Source organism: Uruburuella testudinis, assembly GCF_022870865.1.
GTDB classification, from domain to species: Bacteria; Pseudomonadota; Gammaproteobacteria; order Burkholderiales; family Neisseriaceae; genus Neisseria; species Neisseria testudinis.
In genome coordinates, this window is the sequence record NZ_CP091508.1 from 1,812,454 (window position 1) to 1,830,940 (window position 18,487).

Here is an 18,487-nt window from a genome sequence, read left to right on the forward strand (position 1 = left end):
CCTGATAAAAAGTTCACTTAAGCCATTCATTAAAGCAAGCGCGGTAGTGCGTAATGCACCGTTTTAAGAAATTTTGCGGGCAGCACACAATCCGAAACATTCATTTTCTAAAAATCCAACCGACAGTATTTCCTGCAAACACTCAAGCCTGTTTTTGCATATGATGGCGGTAGGCAAACCAATATACACCACCCACAAACACCGCACCGCCGATGGTATTGCCGATAAACACCGACACCATATTTTCAGCAAACTGCACCCATGAAATGTCCGCGCCCGCCCAAATCGCTGCCGGAATCACAAACATATTCGCCACCACGTGTTGGAAACCGACCAACACGAAAATCATGATGGGAAACCAAATGCCGAGAATTTTTCCGGCGTAAGAATGCGCGCCGTAGCACAACCACACGCCCAAACACACCATCCAGTTGCAGCCGATGCCCGAAACCAGCGAGCGGCCGAAGCCGGCGTTGACTTTTCCTTCGGCAACAGCAATGGTTTTATGCAGCACTTCGCCTTCGGTGAGGCCGACGTAATGGCCGAAAAACCAAGCCACGGCCATCGCGCCCAGCAGATTGGTGAAGGTCACAATCAGCCAGTTGCGGCCGAGCTTGGGGAGTGTGATGCGCTTGGCCAGCCAGGCTGTCGGCAATACCATCATATTGCCGGTAATCAATTCACCGCCGCCGATCAGAATGCCGATCAGGCCGATGGGGAACACCGCCGCGCCGATAAACACGGCCAAGCTGCCCCATTCGTGCGGCATGCCGCCCACCACACGGATATAGGCCAGATAGCCCAATGAAATAAACGCACCGCCGAGAAAACCCAAAATGCTTAAATAAGAGATGCCGCCTGCGGCTTTGGCCTCGCCTTTTTCAATGGTGGCTTGCAGAATCTGATGGGGATAATAATCACTCATTACCGTCTCTTTTGTTTATCCGTAATAAAGATAGCGGCTATTGTAAAGTAATTTTCAGACGGCCTTTTGATATAACTCATTTTCTTTGTAGGTTAATTACAAAAAGCCGCCATACATGATGTACGGCGGCTTGCGCTTGATACGGCGTTATAAAAATCCGGCTTATTTGTTCAACTCTTTGGCCAGATAGAGCCAGGTTTCAATCACGGTATCCGGGTTCAGCGATACGGTATCGATGCCCTCTTCCACCAGCCATTTGGCAAAGTCAGGGTGATCTGAGGGGCCTTGGCCGCAAATGCCGACATATTTATTGTGTTTGCGGCAGGCGGAAATCGCCAGATGCAGCATCACTTTAACGGCCGGGTTGCGCTCGTCGAATGTGCTGGCAATCGGGCCGCCGCTGTCGCGGTCAACACCCAATGTGAGCTGGGTCATATCGTTGGAGCCGATAGAGAAACCGTCGAAATATTGCAGAAACTGCTCGGCCAGCAAGGCATTGCTCGGCACTTCGCACATCATAATCAGGCGCAGGCCGTTTTTGCCGCGTTCGAGGCCGTTGGCTTTCAACGCTTTAATCACTTGCTCGGCTTCGCTCAAGGTGCGGACAAACGGAATCATGATTTCTACGTTGGTCAGGCCCATTTCATCGCGTACGCGTTTGAGCGCGTCACACTCAAGCGCAAAGCAGTCTTTGAAATCTTCCGACACATAGCGCGCCGCACCGCGGAAGCCCAACATCGGGTTTTCTTCATGCGGTTCGTAAATGCTGCCGCCGAGCAGATTGGCATATTCGTTTGATTTGAAATCAGACATGCGCACAATCACTTTGCGCGGATACACCGATGCCGCCAGCGTGGCCACACCTTCGGTAATTTTGTCGACATAAAAATCTACCGGTGAAGCATAGCCCGCAATGCGCTCGTTGATTTCGGCCTGTAAATCGGCATCTTGTTTGTCGAATTCGATCAGCGCTTTGGGGTGGATGCCGATTTGGCGGTTGATGATGAATTCCATACGCGCCAGGCCGATGCCTTCGCTGGGCAGGCCGGCAAACGAGAAGGCCAGCTCGGGATTGCCCACGTTCATCATGATTTTCACCGGTGATTTGGGCATATTATCTAAAGCCACATCGGTGATTTCCACATTCAGACGGCCTTCGTAAATCAGGCCGGTATCGCCCTCGGCACAAGACACGGTAACTTCCTGGCCGTCTGAAAGCTTGGCGGTGGCATCACCACAGCCCACAACCGCGGGAATGCCCAATTCACGGGCGATAATTGCCGCGTGGCAGGTGCGGCCGCCGCGGTTGGTCACAATCGCCGAAGCGCGTTTCATCACCGGCTCCCAATCGGGGTCGGTCATATCGGTAACCAGCACATCGCCCGGCTTCACAGTATCCATCTCGGAAGCATCTTTCACCAGGCGCACCACGCCCTGACCCACTTTCTGGCCGATGGCGCGGCCTTCACACAATACGGTTTTATCGCCGTTGATGGCATAACGGCGCAGGCTGCGGCCGCTTTCTTCCTGCGATTTCACGGTTTCCGGGCGCGCCTGCAAGATATAGAGCTTGCCGTCGGTGCCGTCGCGACCCCATTCGATGTCCATCGGGCGGCCGTAGTGCTTTTCGATAATCAGGGCATATTGCGCCAACTCAGTCACTTCGGCATCACTGATAGAAAACTGTTTGCGCTCGGCTTCATCAACATCAACCACTTGCACCGATTTGCCGGCCTGCGCCTGGTCGGTGAAGGTCATTTTAATCAGCTTGGAGCCCATGGTTTTGCGCAAAATAGCGGGCTTTCCAGCTTTCAGAGTGGGCTTGTGCACATAGAATTCATCAGGGTTGACCGCGCCTTGCACCACGGTTTCGCCCAAGCCGTATGAAGAGGTAACAAACACCACTTGGTCGAAGCCGCTTTCGGTGTCGATCGAAAACATCACACCGGCCGCGCCGCTGTCGGAACGCACCATGCGCTGAACACCGGCCGACAAAGCCACCACATCATGAGCAAACCCTTTGTGTACGCGGTATGAAATGGCCCGGTCGTTATACAAAGAAGCAAACACATGTTTCATGGCTTCTTTAACATTTTCCAAACCATTGATGTTCAAGAAAGTTTCTTGTTGACCGGCAAACGAAGCATCAGGCAGGTCTTCGGCAGTGGCGGAGGAGCGCACGGCCACGGCAATATCTTCACTGCCGGCTTCGGCGGTCATTTTATCCCATGCGGTTTTGATGTCGGCATCCAGCTGCTCGGGAAAAGGCGTGTCTAAAATCCATTGGCGGATTTCTTTGCCCACCCGCGCCAGCTCGGTTACGTCTTCCACATCTAAAGCCGCCAGGGCTGCGGAAATACGTTCGTTCAAACCGTTGTGCGCCAAAAAAGCGCGGTAGGCTTCTGCGGTGGTGGCAAAGCCGCCGGGCACGCGCACACCTTTTTCGGTGAGTTGACTGATCATTTCGCCCAAAGAGGCGTTTTTACCGCCCACGCTTTCCACATCGGTCATGCGCAGGTTTTCGAACCAAATAACGTAATTTGCAGCCATTGTTTAATCCAGTGTCACAAGTTAAAAAATAAATGAATCTCGCAACGGTATTCTAACCACTCACACGGGCAGTGTCATGTTTTTTTCATGACCTGCAAGCCGGCGCAATGTTTGCAAAATTGCGGAAACACGCGTTTGTAATTGAATGAAACCGTTTATCGCCAATGCCGTATTTTATGTTAACCGTTGTAAATCAGGGGCTTTAGAATACATTAACAACTTTCAGACGGCCAATTGAAGCTAAATTACTGGCATAATATGCCAATAATTTTCAAAAAACTTTCTGAAAATGGGTATTTAATTTCAAACAAATTTAAATGTAGTGCTGTGTAGTATTTGCCGCAAGGCTTTATTATCCTGCTTTTGCTTGGTATCATAAACCTATCTTTACAGGCCGTCTGAAACCCATTTAAAGACAAGCCGGCAGCGCCATGCAGCCCGCTTTAGTTTTAAATAAATATGTACCCGGTTTTCCGGCCGCCCACCCTCCTTCACGAAAGTACATTATGGCCCGCCGCTCCGCTTTTTTTATTTCCGACCGCACCGGTTTAACCTCCGAAAGTATGGGCGAAGCCCTGCTCGACCAGTTTGAAGGCGTGAATTTCAAACGCGCCACCTATCCTTTTGTCGATACGCCCGAAAAAGCCCGTGCCATGGTGCAGATTATCAACAACACCAACGAGCAAAGCGGCCTGCGCCCGTTGGTGTTTACCAGCATTATCGACAATCAGATTCGTGAAATCGTCAAAACCAGTGCCGGCCTGAATTTGAGTTTTTTCGATGCCTTTCTCGGCAAAATCGAAAGCGAATTGGGCGTTCAGGCACGCCATCAAGTCGGCCGCAGCCACGGCATTGCCGACACCGAGCGCTACGATGCGCGTATGGAAGCGGTGAATTTTTCACTCAATCACGACGACGGCATCAGCGGCAAAGATTTGAAAGACGCCGATGTGATTCTGATGGGCGTATCGCGTTCCGGCAAAACCCCCACCTGCCTGTATTTGGCCTTACAATACGGCATCCGCGCCGCCAATTACCCGCTCACGCCCGACGATTTGGAAAGCACCGACCTGCCGCGCATGGTAAAAGCTTATAAAAACAAGCTTTTCGGCCTGACCATCATGCCCGAACGGCTGCAAGCCATCCGTCAGGAGCGCCGCCCTGATTCCACCTACTCCAGCCTCAACACCTGCCGGCGCGAAGTGGCCGATGCGCAGGCCATGTTCCGCCAACACAGCGTGCCGTTTACCAACACCACCGACAAATCAGTGGAAGAGCTGGCCGTATGCATCATGCAGGCCTGCAAACTGAAACGGCGGTTTTAAAACAGCGGCTTGCGCCGTACCGGTCTTTTTCAGACGGCCTTTACGCTATATAATAGAGGCCGTCTGAAATATTGTTCAGACATTTGATTAAAGAAAGGCAACCGATGAAAAAACGCAACATTGAAATCAACAAAGGGCAGATTCAAGATAACGCCCTCAAAGCGCTGGTCAAATCCAACCTTTTCCGGCACAAAGTTTACAAAAACAAAAAAGGCAAAGGCGCCTACAGCCGAAAAGGCCGCCAAAGCCACACAGAATCAGGTTTTTTGCGTATCATGCAGAAACCTGATTTTTTATTGGCCGTCTGAAAATGCTTGCCCTGCTGATTATTCTCTCTGCCGCACTGATAGGTGCAGATATTTATGTGTGGCTCCAAGCCCGTGCCAAAAGCTACCAAAATGCAACCGCCATGCCCGCCGCCGAATTCGGCCTGATTTTGGGCACAGCCAAATATATCGGCGAACAGCGCGCGCTGAACCGCTATTACCAAAACCGTATCGATGCCGCCGTCGAATTATGGCGTGCCGGCAAAGTGAAACGCTTTATCGCAAGCGGCAGCGGTTTAGACAACACCCCCAGCGAAACCGTGTGCATGCAGGCCGACCTGGCAGCCGCCGGCATTCCCGCAAGCGCCATCTGGCAAGACCCGGCCGGCCTGCGCACGCTCGACAGCATTATCCGCTACCGCCAAAGCTTCGGCCGGCACAGCGTTTGCATCATTTCGCAACCTTTCCACAACCAGCGCGCCCTGATGCAGGCACAAGCCTGCAAACTCAATGCCTGTGCTTACGACGCCCGCATCATCGGCATCCGCGCCGGCTGGAAAATCCACGCACGCGAACGCGCGGCACGGCTGCGCTTGTGGTACGACCTGCTCTGCCGGCAAGCGCCCCGATACAGCATTGCCGAAATTCCAATCAAGCAATACCCCACTTCTTCATCAAGCAACGAATAATATTCACAACAATCACCTAACCACGTTAACGCGCCTTGTCGTATGTGTGTACAGTCTGCAAATAAGCAAAGGCCGTCTGAAAGTATTTTCTTTCAGACGGCCTTTGCTCACACAGGTTTTTTGTGAGCAGAACCCACGCAATACACCCTTTAGGGTGTTCTGATGTGTCATATACCATCATCTTTTTTTGCCCCTGAAAACGCATCTGCTGCGTTAAAAAGCCTCGCAAGATGTTCAATCTTGCTGCGTTTTTTGCCTGGCATCTGCTTTCAGGAACAAAAATCCCCTCATAAACAAATTGTCCGGACACCCTAGGTCGGATTCTTAAATCCGACATTTTTCAGACGGCTGAAATTATTTGGCATCATCAGAATATCGAACCATTTGTCGGATACAAGTATCCGACCTTGCTTCATCAACAATCGGCCAACCGCATCGCCAAACCTATGCAGTCCGCAACAAACAACAGAGCCGCAGTCTGCTGACGGCGGCTCTGTTCGGGCGGCAGCCCGATTATTGCGCATCACGTTGATTGTTTAGCAAACTCTCGGCGCGGTCTTGCTCAAACTCGCCCCACATGGCGTTCAACACCGCCAGCAATACGGCAAAGCCCAAGCCCAATACCCATGCAAAATACCACATAATCTTTATCCTTTGTCTGCGGTTTTCAGACGGCCTTTTAAAAGCTGAGGCCGTCTGAAAGCACCTGATTCGAAATCAATAAGCGCTGTGATCGTTTTCACGCACATATTCGGCGGTTACCTTGCCGCGCATCACCCGAAATGCCCAACCGGTGTAGGTCACCACAATCGGCATCATGATGATGGTGGCGAAAAACATCACTGTGAGCGTGAGGTGGCTCGAAGTGGCGTCCCACACGGTAAGGCCGGAGCGCAAATCGCTGCTGCTGGGCAAAATAAACGGAAACAGCGACACGCCGAAAGTGGCAATCACGCCGAGTATGCTCAGCGAAGAGCACACAAACGCCGCCAAAGTTTTACCGGCCCGCGCCAGCAGCAAAGCCGCCAACACACCCGCATAAGCCAGCAACGGCACCAGCATAACCAGCGGCCAGCGTTGGTAGTTGAGCATCCAGGCGCCGGCCTGCCGCACCACTTCTTTGCCCAGCGGATTGGCCAACTCGCCCGGTGCCAGCCCGGCCACAGCCACATAACCGTCGATACCGGTCGCCACCCACACCCCGGCCGCACTGAATGCCAGCAAGGTAATCAGCGCGCTGCCGATTAAAGTATGGCGGGTGCGCCGGTAAACAATGCCTTCGGTGCGGTGCATCAGATACACGCCGCCGTGAAACACCAGCATCGCCACCGACACCACGCCGCACAATAAAGCAAACGGGTTTAACAGCGCCCAAAACGAGCCGGTGTAAAACGAGCGCATGCTGTCGTCGAAATGAAACGGCACACCCAGAATCACATTGCCCAAGGCCACGCCAAACAATAGAGCAGGCACAAACGAGCCGACAAACAAACACCAGTCCCACGTTTTGCGCCAGGTATCGTTTTGAATCATGCTGCGGTATTTAAACCCCACCGGGCGGAAAAACATCGCCCACAACACCGCCAGCATCGCCCAGTAAAAACCGGAAAACGCTGTGGCATATACCATCGGCCAGGCGGCAAAAATCGCGCCTGCGCCGGTAATCAGCCAGGTTTGGTTGCCTTCCCAGTGTGCGCCGATGCTGTTGATGACAATGCGCCGCTCTTCATCGGTTTTCGCCACAAAAGGCAGCAGCGTGCCGATGCCCATATCGTGGCCATCCATAATGGCAAAACCGATCAGCAGAAAGCCGATAAACAGCCACCAGATAAATTTCAGCGTGGCATAGTCGAATAAATTAATGATATCCATGTTCCGCTCCCTTAATGATTGTGTTCATTATCGTAACGGCCGGTGCCCAACGAGCCCGGGCCGATGCGGATATATTTCTGCATCAGATACACTTCCACAATCAGCAGCACGGTATAAAAAGCGATAAAACCGCTTAACGAACCGATGAGCGAGCCGATGGAAAGCGAAGAAGCGGAAAGATGAGTGGGTAATACGCCGTAAATCGTCCACGGCTGGCGGCCGTATTCGGCCACAAACCAACCCGATTCAATCGCCAGCCACGGCAGCGGCAGCGATACCACAGCCACTTTCAGCAACCACGGTTTGGCGGCAAACGTGCCTTTCAGCGAAGACCAAAAGCTCAAGCCGAACACCAGCAACATCGCAAAACCGCAAGCCACCATAATGCGGAAAGTAAGGAACATCGGCCATACGGTCGGCACCGAATCGCGCGCCGCCTGCGCCACCATTTCGGGCGTGGCCTGATCCACATCCTGCACATATTGCTTCAGCAGCAGGCCGAAGCCCAAATCTTCTTGGTGTTGGCGGAACACGGCTTGCGCTTCGGTATTTTTGTTGTCTTTGCGCAAAGCTTCCAGCGCGGTTACGGCATGGCGGCCGGAATCAATCCGTTTTTCGTTTTCCGCAATGATTTCCTTAATGCCCGGAATCGGCGTATCGAGCGAGCGCGTGCCGATAATGCCCATCACATAAGGAATATGAATGGCAAAATCGTTTTTCATTTCTTTTTCGTTGGGAATGGCAAACAGGTTGAACGATGCCGGCGCCGGCTCGGTTTCCCACATCGCCTCAATCGCCGCCATTTTGGTTTTCTGCGCATGGCCGATGCTGTAGCCCGATTCGTCGCCCAATACCAATACCGACAAAATCGAAGCCATGCCGAATGCGGCGGCAATGCGGAAGCTTTTCTTGGCAAATTCCACATCTTGTTTGCGCAACAGATACCAGCTTGAAATCGACAGCACAAACATCGAGCCGGCCACATAACCCGCCGACACCGTGTGCACAAATTTATTCTGCGCTTCGGGGTTGAAAATCACCTCGATAAAGCTGGTCATCTCCATGCGCATGGTTTCAAAGTTAAAAGCCGCGCCCACCGGGTTTTGCATCCAACCGTTGGCCACCAAAATCCACAAGGCCGACAAATTAGTGCCCAGCGCCATAAAGATGGTCACCAGCAGATGCTGGCGGCGCGACATTTTGTCCCAACCGAAGAAAAACAAGCCCACCAGCGTGGCTTCGAGAAAAAACGCCATCAGCCCTTCCAGCGCCAGCGGCGCGCCGAAAATATCGCCCACATAATGCGAGTAATACGACCAGTTGGTGCCAAACTGAAATTCCATGGTGATGCCGGTGGTTACCCCCAGCGCAAAGTTGATGCCGAACAGCTTGCCCCAAAATTTGGTCATGTCGCGGTAAACCACCTTGCCCGTCATCACATAAACCGCTTCCATAATCACCAAAATCCATGCCAGCCCGAGCGTGAGCGGCACAAACAAAAAGTGATACAAAACTGTGATGGCGAACTGAAGCCGCGATAATTCGACTAAGTCCATAGTGTTGCTCCTGTGTGTCAGGTTTGTTTGAAGTTTTATTACAAAAATACAGCTTCCGGTATTCTACTCTCCCCCATCCGCCGGCAAAAGGTCGTTTACATTATCAGGAAACCCCTAGGGTATCCTGACAATTCGATTTATAGGTGCTTTTTGCCCCTGAAAAATCAGAGGCTCATTTATCTTTCAGACGGCCTCTTGCAGATGCAAACGCTCAAACGCCCAATCGGCCTGCACTTGATGGCTGGCCAATATCAACAGGCCGTGTTTTTGCTCGGCAACCAGCATATCGGCCAAGCGGCTGCGGTTGGCGGCATCCAGCCCGGCAAACGGCTCATCCAGCAGCAATAAGGCGCGCGGTTTCAACAACAGCCGTGCCAGCGCAATCCGCCGCGCCTGCCCGCCCGACACCTCGGCGCCGTATTCGCCCAAACGGGTATGCAGGCCTTGCGGTTGCGCACGCGCCCAGCCGGCCAGCTGCACTTTTTCCAACACCTGCCACAAAGCCGCATCGCTTGCCGCCGCATCGCCCAAACGCAGATTTTCCGCCAGTGTCAGATCAAAAATATCCACCTGCTGCGCCAGATAGCCGACCGCATCATGCTTTACAAACGCACCCCAATCCTGCCCATTGAGTTTCAGACGGCCCCTCTCAGGCAGCAACTCGCCCGCCAGCACATCCAACAGCGTTGATTTGCCCGCACCGGAGCGCCCGCTAATCAGCAGCACTTCGCCGCTTTTAAGCGTGAAATTTACGTTTTCCACGCCATTTAATGCCCCCGCCTTTTTGGCGCTGACGGCTTCTGCACTGAATGTCAGACTATCTTGCGGCCAAACAGCGGCGGCTGTTTCTGCGGCAGGCGCTGCGCTGCCCAGCGCATTTAAGCGGTCGCGGGCGGCCATGCTGAAGCCGAGCGCCATCCATTGCGATGCCTGCGGTGTGAGCACTTCGTTCAAACCAAACACCGCCAACACCAGCGCCAGCAGCAGCGGCACACTCAAAGCTCCACTCTGCAACAGCGGCCAGGCCTGCCACAGCAACAAGCCTGTCAACAGCGCCAACAGGCATTGCTGCAACCACACATACACGCTGGCCAGCTGCTGTTGGCGCAGTTGCAGGCGGCCGTATTCCGCATCGGCCTCAAGAAACTGCCGCCCGCAATCCGCCCAGCGCTGCCACAACAGCAGTGAAGTGAGGATACTCAAGGGCATCAACAGTAAATGGCGCCGCCGCTCCGCCGCCTGCGTGTCGGCGCGGGCGAGCGCGATGCCCTGCCGCGCCGCCAATGCAGGCAGCAGCACACCCGCCGCCAACAAAGGCGGCAACACATAAACCAGCAACCCGGGCGCAGCCAGCAGCAGCCACACCACAAAGGCCGTCTGAAGCAGCAACGCCCATAACCACGGCATCAGAAAACGCAGCGGCCATTGGTCGAGCAAATCAATATCGCCGGTGAGCCGGTGCATGGCCTGTGCCGACAACACACCGGTGCCGGCAGATGCCGCAGCCAAACGGCTGAAAAAACGCACCCGCAAATCACGCAGCAGCGCCAACACTGCATTGTGCGAGGCCAAGCGCTCGCCGTAACGCCCGGCGGTGCGGGCAATCGCCAGCGTGCGGATAATCGCGGCGGGGCGGAAATAATCAAACGTATAAGCCGTTGCCATTGCCGCCAGCCCGGCTGCTGCTGCCGCGCTGATAAACCAGCCCGACACCGCCAGCAGCGCCACCGTGGCCGCCAGCGTGATTGCACCCAACACCCATGCCAGTGCCCACATGCCTTTGCGCCCCTGCCACAATTCGCGCAAACGGATATCTTGTTTACCGCTCATCAGGCGCTCCTTCCAGCATCACCACCTCATCCAGCCACGGCACCGCCGCCAAATCGTGGCTCACCAGCAACACGGTTTTGCCGCGGCTGATCTGCCCCAACACGCGGTATAAATCTGCCGCCGTTTCTTCATCCAAATGCGCCGCCGGTTCGTCGAGCAGCCATAAAGGCGCATCGTGCAGCAGCAGTTGCGCCAGCGACAAACGCTGCTGCTGCCCGCCCGACAAGCCTTGCCCGCGCTCACCCAGATAAGTGTTCAAGCCGTCGGGCAAACGCTGTATCAAATCCCACAAACCCACCGCCTCCAGCGCCTGCCGCATCTCTTCTGCTCCGGCAGCGGCATTTGCCAGGCGCAGATTGTCGGCAACCGTGCCCGGCAGCAGCGTGGCCGTTTGCGCCAGATAAGCGGTTTGCCGTTGCAGGCAGGCCCGATCGAAGCCGGCGCAATCTTCACCATTCAACCAAATCCGCCCGCGGTAGGCGCAAAAACCCAGTAGCGCCTGCAACAGGCTCGATTTGCCCACACCGCTGCGGCCGCCGATACCGATGCGCGCGCCGGCGGCAACGGCAAACGAAACCGCCGCCAGCCGCTCGCGATCGCCTTCGCCGCCGATGGCAAGCTGTTCCAGCCGCAGCGACGGCGCAACTTTCAGAGCATCTTGGTGTGTTGATTTCCGAGTGTTTTCCGTTTCTGGAATGGATTCATGAAAACGCTCTGAGGCCGTCTGAATACCATTTTCAGACGGCCTTGAAGATTCAGCCGCCATATCCAGCAAAGGCTGCACTGCTTCGGCTGCCGCCTGCGCCTGCGCTTTGGCATGATAATCGGTGCCGAGCTGGCGCAACGGCGCATAAAATTCCGGCGCCAGCAGCAAGATAAACAAGGCGCTGCGGTAAGGCACCGGCACTTCGCCCTGCGCCCACGGCAGCACCCCGATCAGCCCCAGCCCCAAATACACCGCCACCAGCGCAATCGCCAGCGAGGCAAACAATTCCAACACCGCGCCCGACAAAAAAGCCAGCCGCAACACGCCCATCGTGCGCCGCTGATACGCCTCTGCCGCCGATGCCACCTGTTTTTCCGCCTGCGTTGCGGCATTCAAGCGGCGTAAAGTCGGCATGCCGCGCACCAAGTCTAAAAAACGCCCACCCAGCTGCGCCAACGTGTCGAGCTGCTCGCGGCTTTTTCCGGCTGCCGCCGAACCGACCAATATCATAAACAGCGGCACCAGCGGCGCCGTGAGCAGCAACAGCAGCGCGGCCAGCTTACTGTGTGCAAACACCGCCGCCGCAATCACCAGCGGCGTAGCCACAGCCACCGTGCGCTGCACATAAAAACGGCTGATGTAGCCGTCGAGCGCATCCACCTGCTCCAAAACCCGGGTGCTCAACGCCCCGTCGCTACCGAAACGGCTGCGTGCCGGCCCCAAGTCTGCCAGTGCATCCAACAACCGGCGGCGCAACTGATGGCGCACATCTAAGCTCAGGTTTTGCAACCGGCGCTCTTTATAAAGGGAAAGCAAAGGCCGTAACAGCAAACACACCAACAGCCACGGCAACACGGTATAAAGGCCGTCTGAAGGCAAACGCTCCCCCGCCGCCGCCGCGTTGAGCCAGCCGGCAAACAAATCGGCCAGCAGCGCGCTTTGCCATATCAACAGCGCCAACGCCACCCATGCCGCCAAAAGCGGCAGATACAGGCGGCGGCGGTAGGGGCGCATCAGCGCATCCAGCAAAGCGGCAGAACGGGGGGCTCGGCGCATCATGAAAACCATCCGGGTAATGAGGTGAAAAACAGCAATAAAAGATTAACAGCGTTCAGACGGCCTGATACCTTTAGATGAGGCCGTCTGAACAATCGAATCGGATTATAGCAGCCGTTATCAGACAAAATGCCGCCCCGCCCGATGTTTACATGAATTAAGAAAACGCTTGAAACACTGCCCGTGCAACAGCGGCAAACCCGGCAAAGCGCGCTTGAAAAGAATCGTAAAGACCGTCTGAAACAATAGGTTCAGACGGCCTTTACCGGTGTTTGGGTTATACCGCCGCACACCACAGCTTTGCCGCAAATGCAATAAACAAAGCCCCCACACCGCCCTTGCCCGCTGCTCCGGCTCTACGGTGGCGCGCCACCATTTGCGTGAGGCGGCGGGCGGCCGGAGCGGTGAGGTTGAGAAAAATCAGGCTGATGGTTTGGAAAATCAGCCCCAGCACGAGAAAGCTTGTTAACGGATGCGGATAGCTGATGTCGACAAACTGCACCATCATCGATGGAAAAAACAACAGCCCTTTCGGATTGAGCAACGCCACCATCAGCGCTTTTTTAAAGACTTTCGGCTTGCCGCCGGCCGGCAAGGCGCCGGCGGGCACGGCCTGCGGTGTGCCGTTGCACCAGCGTTGCCGCGCACTGTATAAAAGCTTGATGCCGAGCCAGGCCAGATAAGTGCCGCCCACCAACTTCAGGCCGTCAAACAGAAACGGATAAGCTTTCAGCAGGGCGCCGGCGCCCAAAGCCGAAGCGGCAATCAGCGTGCCGTTGCCGAGAAACGTGCCGGCAATCGCACGACGGGCGGTTTTGGCGCCGTATTGCCCGGCCACGGCCAGGCAAAACATCGAATTGGGCCCGGGCAATAAAATCAACACCGTTACCGCCAGCGTGTAAGCAACAATATCGGTAATACCGAACATGGTTTTTCCTTTCCCGTCATTCAAAAAAAGCCGGCTGCTTTTTGAATGGCCGGCGCCTTCTTTGCGCTCAGATGAAATAACGAAACAGAATGATTCAGCCGGACGGTTTATGATTTCAGACGGCCTGCATATCGGAGAATACAGCCGCCGGAGTGCCCTGACCATTCACAAAAACAACCTGACCGCATCAGCCCGCAGCCTGCCCCGCCTGCTTTTGCAAATGGGCTTCAGACGGCACTATACACAGCCGCCGTTCATACATAAAATACCAATCAAGAAACCCTGTGATAGGAAAACCGTATGATAAATTTCCGCCTGATTCGTCATCTGTGGCTTTTTCTGGCGGTGGCAGAGGAAGAGCATTTCGGCCGTGCCGCTGCAAAACTCGGCATGTCGCAACCGCCGCTGACCGAGCAAATCAAGCAATTGGAACACGCATTGAAAGTCAAATTGTTTGAGCGTTCGCGCCGGGGCACGCAGCTTACTCCCGTGGGGCGGGCGGTTTTACCGGCGGTGCAGCAGTTTGCCCGACAATTGCAACAGCTTGAAAGCGCCGTGCAGGAAGCCGTGACCGGCCACAGCGGCACACTCACGTTCGGCGCGATTACCGTGGCGATGCTGGAGGTGTTGCCGCCCTTAATCGAGGAAATCAAACGCCGCCATCCCGATATAACGGTGCGGGTGCGGGAAATCGACAGCGCCGAAGCCGTGCCGCTGTTGCAGGCCGGCGAAATCGATATGGCGTTTGCCCGGCTCGACGGCTATCTCGGTGCCGACATCCGCTCCAACACCCTGTTGCGCACGCCCCTGGCTGCTGCCGTGCCGAAAAGCCACCGTTTGAGCGGCAAAGCGCAAATTTCACTGGCAGATTTGGCCGATGAAGCCTTTGTGATGTTCGAACGCAAAGTCAGCCCGGCCTCATTTGATGCGCTGCTCGCCACCTGCCGCCAGGCCGGTTTTTCGCCGCGCATTCTGCATGAAGTGCGCTCGGTGAGTTTGCAGATTGCTTTTGTCGGCTGCAACCAAGGCGTGGCGCTGGTGCCCGCTTCATTGACACAGCTTTTGCCCGCCAACGTGGTGCTGCTGCCCTTGCAGGAAGCCACCCGCATCACCACTGTAGCCGCCGCATGGCAACACACGCGTGACAACCGGCTGATAGCAAGCGTGCTGACTGTATTAGACCAACAATGGCCGAAGGCTGTTTGATACCCGGCATGCTCCCCACCGGCCTGTGAGTTGTCAGGACACCCATCTGCCGGCTTGCTTTTTTTAAATGGTTTTCAGACGGCCACATGTGATATAAAAGGCCGTCTGAAAACCATTTGCACGAGCATATCATGAACACACCCACGCTGATTTCCCGCCATAAAATGTTCAACGGCCATCACGAGCGCTACCGCCACGCCTCAGCGGCCACCGGCACCGACATGACGTTTGCCGTTTATCTGCCGCCGCAAGCGCTGCAAGGTTATCAAGTGCCGGTGCTGTATTGGCTCTCCGGCCTTACCTGCACCGATGAAAACTTTTCCACCAAAGCCGGTGCGCAACGTTTTGCTGCCCAATGGGGCATGGCGCTGGTGATGCCCGACACTTCGCCGCGCGGCGATGATGTGGCAGACGACGAGCGCTACGATTTGGGCCAAGGCGCGGGGTTTTATGTAAACGCCGTCGAAGCGCCGTGGGCAGCACATTATCAGATGTATGATTACGTGGCACACGAGCTGCCCGCGCTGATTGAAGCGCATTTTCCCGTAACCGACAAACGCAGCATTTCCGGCCACAGCATGGGCGGCCACGGCGCGCTGCAAATCGCGCTGAAAAACCCCGGCCGCTACGCCGCCGTATCGGCCTTCGCCCCGATTGTTAATCCGAGCGAAACGCCGTGGGGGCAAAAAGCCTTTACCGCTTATTTGGGCGGCGATCAAACCACTTGGGCGCAATATGACAGCACCAAATTGGTTCAGACGGCCTCTGCCAAGCTGCCGATACTGATCGATCAAGGCGGTGGCGATGATTTTTACCCGCAAGAGCTGCAACCGGAAAAATTCGCCGCCGCCGCCCGGGGCAACGGCTTTCATGTTCAATTCAACCTGCGCCCGGGCTACGACCACAGCTATTACTTTATCGCCAGCTTTATCGACAGCCACATTGAATTTCATGCCGATGCGCTGGGCTTATGATTAAAACAGCTGAGGCCGTCTGAAAGGATGAATGCTTGAACTGCCCCCCAAATCTTGGACATTTTCAAACCGCTGAATCAATCACGCTTCAAGCGGCGGTTGCAAACTGAGTTCTGTATGCCACAGGGCTCAGTTTTTTCAAATTCAAACTCAATCGCTCATAGTTGTAGTAGCGGATATAGTCATGTATTTCCGCCTCCAATTCCTCTATCGAAGCAAAAGTCCGGTTGTAGAAACATTCCGTCTTCAATATTGCGAAAAAACTCTCCATCGGCGCATTATCCCAGCAATTGCCTTTGCGCGACATGCTTTGGGTGATGCCTGCCTCTGCCAATTGCTCACGATACGCATGGCAACGATACAATACGCCCTGGTCGGAGTGCAGCATCGGTTTGCGTGCGCCCAGTTGCGCCACTGCCTGTGACAGCATGGTCGTTACCATTTCGCTGTTCGGGCGGCGCGACAGGTGATAGCTGCGGATTTCGCGGTTATACAAATCGAGTATCGGCGACAGATACAGCTTTTGACCGTCGCATTTGAATTCGGTGACATCGGTCAGCCATTTCTCGTCGGGTGTGTTGGCGTTAAAGTTGCGCTTCAACAGATTCTCGGATGTTTCGCCCATCGCCGGCGGGTAGTATTTTCGCTTGGCTCTGACGATGGCTTTCAAATTCATTTTTTTCATCAGCCGCGCTACTTTCTTGGTGTTCCATGACAGTGCGGCGGCAATGCGCCTTTGTCCGTAACAGCCTTTGTGCTGCTGGTAAACGGCGTATACTGCTTCCATATCTGCCTGATCTTTGTCGGGCTTTTGGTTGCTTTTTCTGCTGAAGTAGAAGCTGCTGTGTGACAGTTCGGCAGATTCGCAAAGATATTTTAGCGGGTGTTCTGTTTTTAATGCTTCGATGATGCGGGCTTTTTCTCGGTTGGGTTTGCGCGCTTCATCAGCGCATCGAGCTTTTTTAGATAAGCGTTCTCCGCTCTGAGGTAGGCGACTTCTTCTAATAGCTCTGCCTGTGTTTTTTCGGCATCGGGTTTGTCGGTAATAAAGGGGTTTTTGCGTTGTTTGGACATGGTGCTTTGAGGGTGCTCCAGCGCGTGGATGCCTGCTCGTTCGTAGGCGGCAATCCATCGGCGTAAGTGGGTTCGGGATATTTGAAGCTCGTCTGCGGTGCGTTGTTGGCTTCTGAGTGCAGAATAACGCATCACGGCCTGATGTTTGAAGTGTAGGCTGTATTTAGACATAAGAAAACTGTACCTTTCATGGGTTGGTGGGAGGTGTCCAACTTTTGGGGTACAGTTCACTTTTTTCTATTTCATCAAACTGCAACACAAATGCCCCACAATCAGCGCTTCTCCGGCCGATATGCGGCAACAGCGCCCATCCTGCCGGCTGTTTCTTGAATATTGTCAAACCCACAGGTAAATACACATGCGTTACTCACGTTTTCTGCTCGCCGCTCCGCTTATCGCATTGGCCGCCTGCTCCGGCCAAAGCGAAACGGCCGCACAACAACCCGCCGCTGCCGCTCCGGCCGCAACGCTCACTTTAGAACAGATTATCGAAAAAGCCCGTGCCGAAGGCCGCATCAACAGCGTGGGCATGCCCGACACCTGGGCCAACTGGAAAGAAACTTGGCAAGACTTGGCGCAAGAATACGGCCTGCAACACCAAGACACCGACATGAGCTCGGCGCAGGAAATCGCCAAATTCGCCGCTGAAAAAGACAACGCCACCGCCGATATCGGCGATGTCGGCGCCACCTTCGGCCCGATTGCGCTTGAAAAAGAAGTGGTGCAGCCCTACAAGCCCACCACTTGGGATCAGATTCCCGATTGGGCAAAAGATGCAGACGGCAACTGGGTGATTGCCTACACCGGCACCATCGCCTTTATCGCCGACAAACAAAAAGTTACCGATGTGCCCAAAAGCTGGGCCGATTTGAAAAATTCGTCTTACCGCATCACCGTGGGCGATGTTTCCAGCGCCAGCCAGGCGGTTAACGGCGTGCTGGCGGCCAATTATGCGCTGGGCGGTACAGAAGCCGATTTAACCCCCGCAATGGATTATTTTGCCGATTTGGCCAAACAAAAACGCTTGGCAATGGTCGACCCTTCGCTGGCCAATCTGGAAAAAGGTGAAGTGGAAGTGGCGGTGGTGTGGGATTTCAACGGCTTGAATTACCGCGATCAAATCGATGCCAACCGCTTTGAAGTGGTGATTCCGAGCGACGGTTCGGTTACCTCGGGCTACGCCACCATCATCAACAAATACGCCAAGCACCCGCACGCGGCCATGCTCACGCGCGAGTTTATCTTGTCTGACAAAGGCCAGCTCAATCTGGCGCGCGGCTATGCCCGCCCCATCCGCATCGAATCCTTAACCATTCCCGCCGAGGTGCAGGCCAAACTGCTGCCGCAGGTGCAATATGCCAAGGCGCGCCCGGTAGCCGATATGGCCGCTTGGGAAAAATCGGCTAAAGCGCTGCCTTCGCTGTGGCAGCAGAAAGTGTTGATTAATCAATAAGCGTTTGTCTGATACACCCCGATAAGGCAGAGTTTCAGACGGCCTGTCGGGGTTTTGCTGATTATCCGGTTTTACCC

16 protein-coding genes are annotated in these 18,487 nt (G+C 54.8%); 6 read left to right on the plus strand and 10 right to left on the minus strand.

The window, feature by feature from the left end; genetic code table 11:
* Positions 1 to 142: 142 nt before the first annotated feature.
* Both LVJ83_RS08280 and ppsA read right to left on the minus strand, forming a co-directional pair.
* The gene (locus LVJ83_RS08280; RefSeq protein WP_244784049.1) at positions 143 to 925 is read right to left on the minus strand and encodes a formate/nitrite transporter family protein; all 783 of its coding nucleotides are present in this window, start codon (positions 923 to 925) and stop codon (positions 143 to 145) included.
* Between the two features lie 162 nt (positions 926 to 1,087).
* Positions 1,088 to 3,475: a phosphoenolpyruvate synthase gene (gene ppsA, locus LVJ83_RS08285; RefSeq protein ID WP_244784050.1), complete on the minus strand. Its 2,388-nt coding sequence runs from the start codon at positions 3,473 to 3,475 to the stop codon at positions 1,088 to 1,090.
* A gap of 503 nt (positions 3,476 to 3,978) precedes the next feature.
* On the opposite strand from ppsA, the gene ppsR reads away from it, so the two are divergent.
* The 3 genes from ppsR (at position 3,979) to LVJ83_RS08300 (ending at position 5,755) form a co-directional block, all read left to right on the plus strand.
* Complete coding sequence (gene ppsR / locus LVJ83_RS08290) at positions 3,979 to 4,800, plus strand: posphoenolpyruvate synthetase regulatory kinase/phosphorylase PpsR (protein WP_425316031.1); 822 nt, start codon at positions 3,979 to 3,981, stop codon at positions 4,798 to 4,800.
* A 104-nt stretch (positions 4,801 to 4,904) separates the two neighbouring features.
* The gene (locus tag LVJ83_RS08295; protein ID WP_244784052.1) at positions 4,905 to 5,108 is read left to right on the plus strand and encodes a ribosome alternative rescue factor ArfA; all 204 of its coding nucleotides are present in this window, start codon (positions 4,905 to 4,907) and stop codon (positions 5,106 to 5,108) included.
* 2 nt (positions 5,109 to 5,110) lie between these two features.
* Positions 5,111 to 5,755, plus strand: coding sequence for a SanA/YdcF family protein (locus tag LVJ83_RS08300; protein WP_244784053.1), 645 nt, complete (start codon positions 5,111 to 5,113; stop codon positions 5,753 to 5,755).
* Between the two features lie 513 nt (positions 5,756 to 6,268).
* Here LVJ83_RS08300 and cydX read toward each other — a convergent pair.
* The 6 genes from cydX to leuE all read right to left on the minus strand — a co-directional run bounded on the left by cydX (position 6,269) and on the right by leuE (position 13,703).
* A complete protein-coding gene (gene cydX / locus LVJ83_RS08305; protein ID WP_244784054.1) occupies positions 6,269 to 6,397 on the minus strand; it encodes a cytochrome bd-I oxidase subunit CydX in 129 nt (42 codons plus the stop codon).
* A 75-nt stretch (positions 6,398 to 6,472) separates the two neighbouring features.
* Positions 6,473 to 7,627, minus strand: coding sequence for a cytochrome d ubiquinol oxidase subunit II (cydB, locus tag LVJ83_RS08310; protein ID WP_244784055.1), 1,155 nt, complete (start codon positions 7,625 to 7,627; stop codon positions 6,473 to 6,475).
* A gap of 11 nt (positions 7,628 to 7,638) precedes the next feature.
* A complete protein-coding gene (locus LVJ83_RS08315; RefSeq protein WP_244784056.1) occupies positions 7,639 to 9,183 on the minus strand; it encodes a cytochrome ubiquinol oxidase subunit I in 1,545 nt (514 codons plus the stop codon).
* Between the two features lie 183 nt (positions 9,184 to 9,366).
* Complete coding sequence (locus LVJ83_RS08320; protein ID WP_244784057.1) at positions 9,367 to 11,013, minus strand: amino acid ABC transporter ATP-binding/permease protein; 1,647 nt, start codon at positions 11,011 to 11,013, stop codon at positions 9,367 to 9,369.
* Positions 11,003 to 12,778 (minus strand): thiol reductant ABC exporter subunit CydD, encoded by a 1,776-nt coding sequence (gene cydD / locus LVJ83_RS08325; protein WP_244784058.1) that lies wholly within the window; start codon positions 12,776 to 12,778, stop codon positions 11,003 to 11,005. Before cydD ends, LVJ83_RS08320 begins: the two co-directional genes overlap by 11 nt.
* A gap of 274 nt (positions 12,779 to 13,052) precedes the next feature.
* Positions 13,053 to 13,703 carry a leucine efflux protein LeuE gene (gene leuE, locus LVJ83_RS08330; RefSeq protein WP_244784059.1) on the minus strand — a complete coding sequence of 217 codons (651 nt, stop codon included), beginning with the start codon at positions 13,701 to 13,703 and terminating at the stop codon, positions 13,053 to 13,055.
* A gap of 300 nt (positions 13,704 to 14,003) precedes the next feature.
* On the opposite strand from leuE, the gene LVJ83_RS08335 reads away from it, so the two are divergent.
* Together LVJ83_RS08335 and fghA are read left to right on the plus strand one after the other, a co-directional pair.
* Positions 14,004 to 14,909: a LysR family transcriptional regulator gene (locus LVJ83_RS08335; protein ID WP_244784060.1), complete on the plus strand. Its 906-nt coding sequence runs from the start codon at positions 14,004 to 14,006 to the stop codon at positions 14,907 to 14,909.
* 131 nt (positions 14,910 to 15,040) lie between these two features.
* A complete protein-coding gene (gene fghA / locus LVJ83_RS08340; RefSeq protein ID WP_244784061.1) occupies positions 15,041 to 15,883 on the plus strand; it encodes an S-formylglutathione hydrolase in 843 nt (280 codons plus the stop codon).
* 88 nt (positions 15,884 to 15,971) lie between these two features.
* Here the strand turns inward: fghA and LVJ83_RS08345 are convergent, their stop codons facing one another.
* Entirely contained in the window at positions 15,972 to 16,889 is a 918-nt protein-coding gene (locus LVJ83_RS08345; RefSeq protein WP_244787712.1) for an IS3 family transposase, read from the minus strand.
* A complete protein-coding gene (locus tag LVJ83_RS08350) occupies positions 16,778 to 17,128 on the minus strand; it encodes a helix-turn-helix domain-containing protein (protein ID WP_244784062.1) in 351 nt (116 codons plus the stop codon). The genes LVJ83_RS08345 and LVJ83_RS08350 overlap by 112 nt, the downstream gene beginning before the upstream one ends.
* A gap of 187 nt (positions 17,129 to 17,315) precedes the next feature.
* On the opposite strand from LVJ83_RS08350, the gene LVJ83_RS08355 reads away from it, so the two are divergent.
* Positions 17,316 to 18,410, plus strand: a complete 1,095-nt coding sequence (locus LVJ83_RS08355) for an ABC transporter substrate-binding protein (RefSeq protein WP_244784063.1) — start codon at positions 17,316 to 17,318, stop codon at positions 18,408 to 18,410.
* Positions 18,411 to 18,487 lie beyond the last annotated feature (77 nt).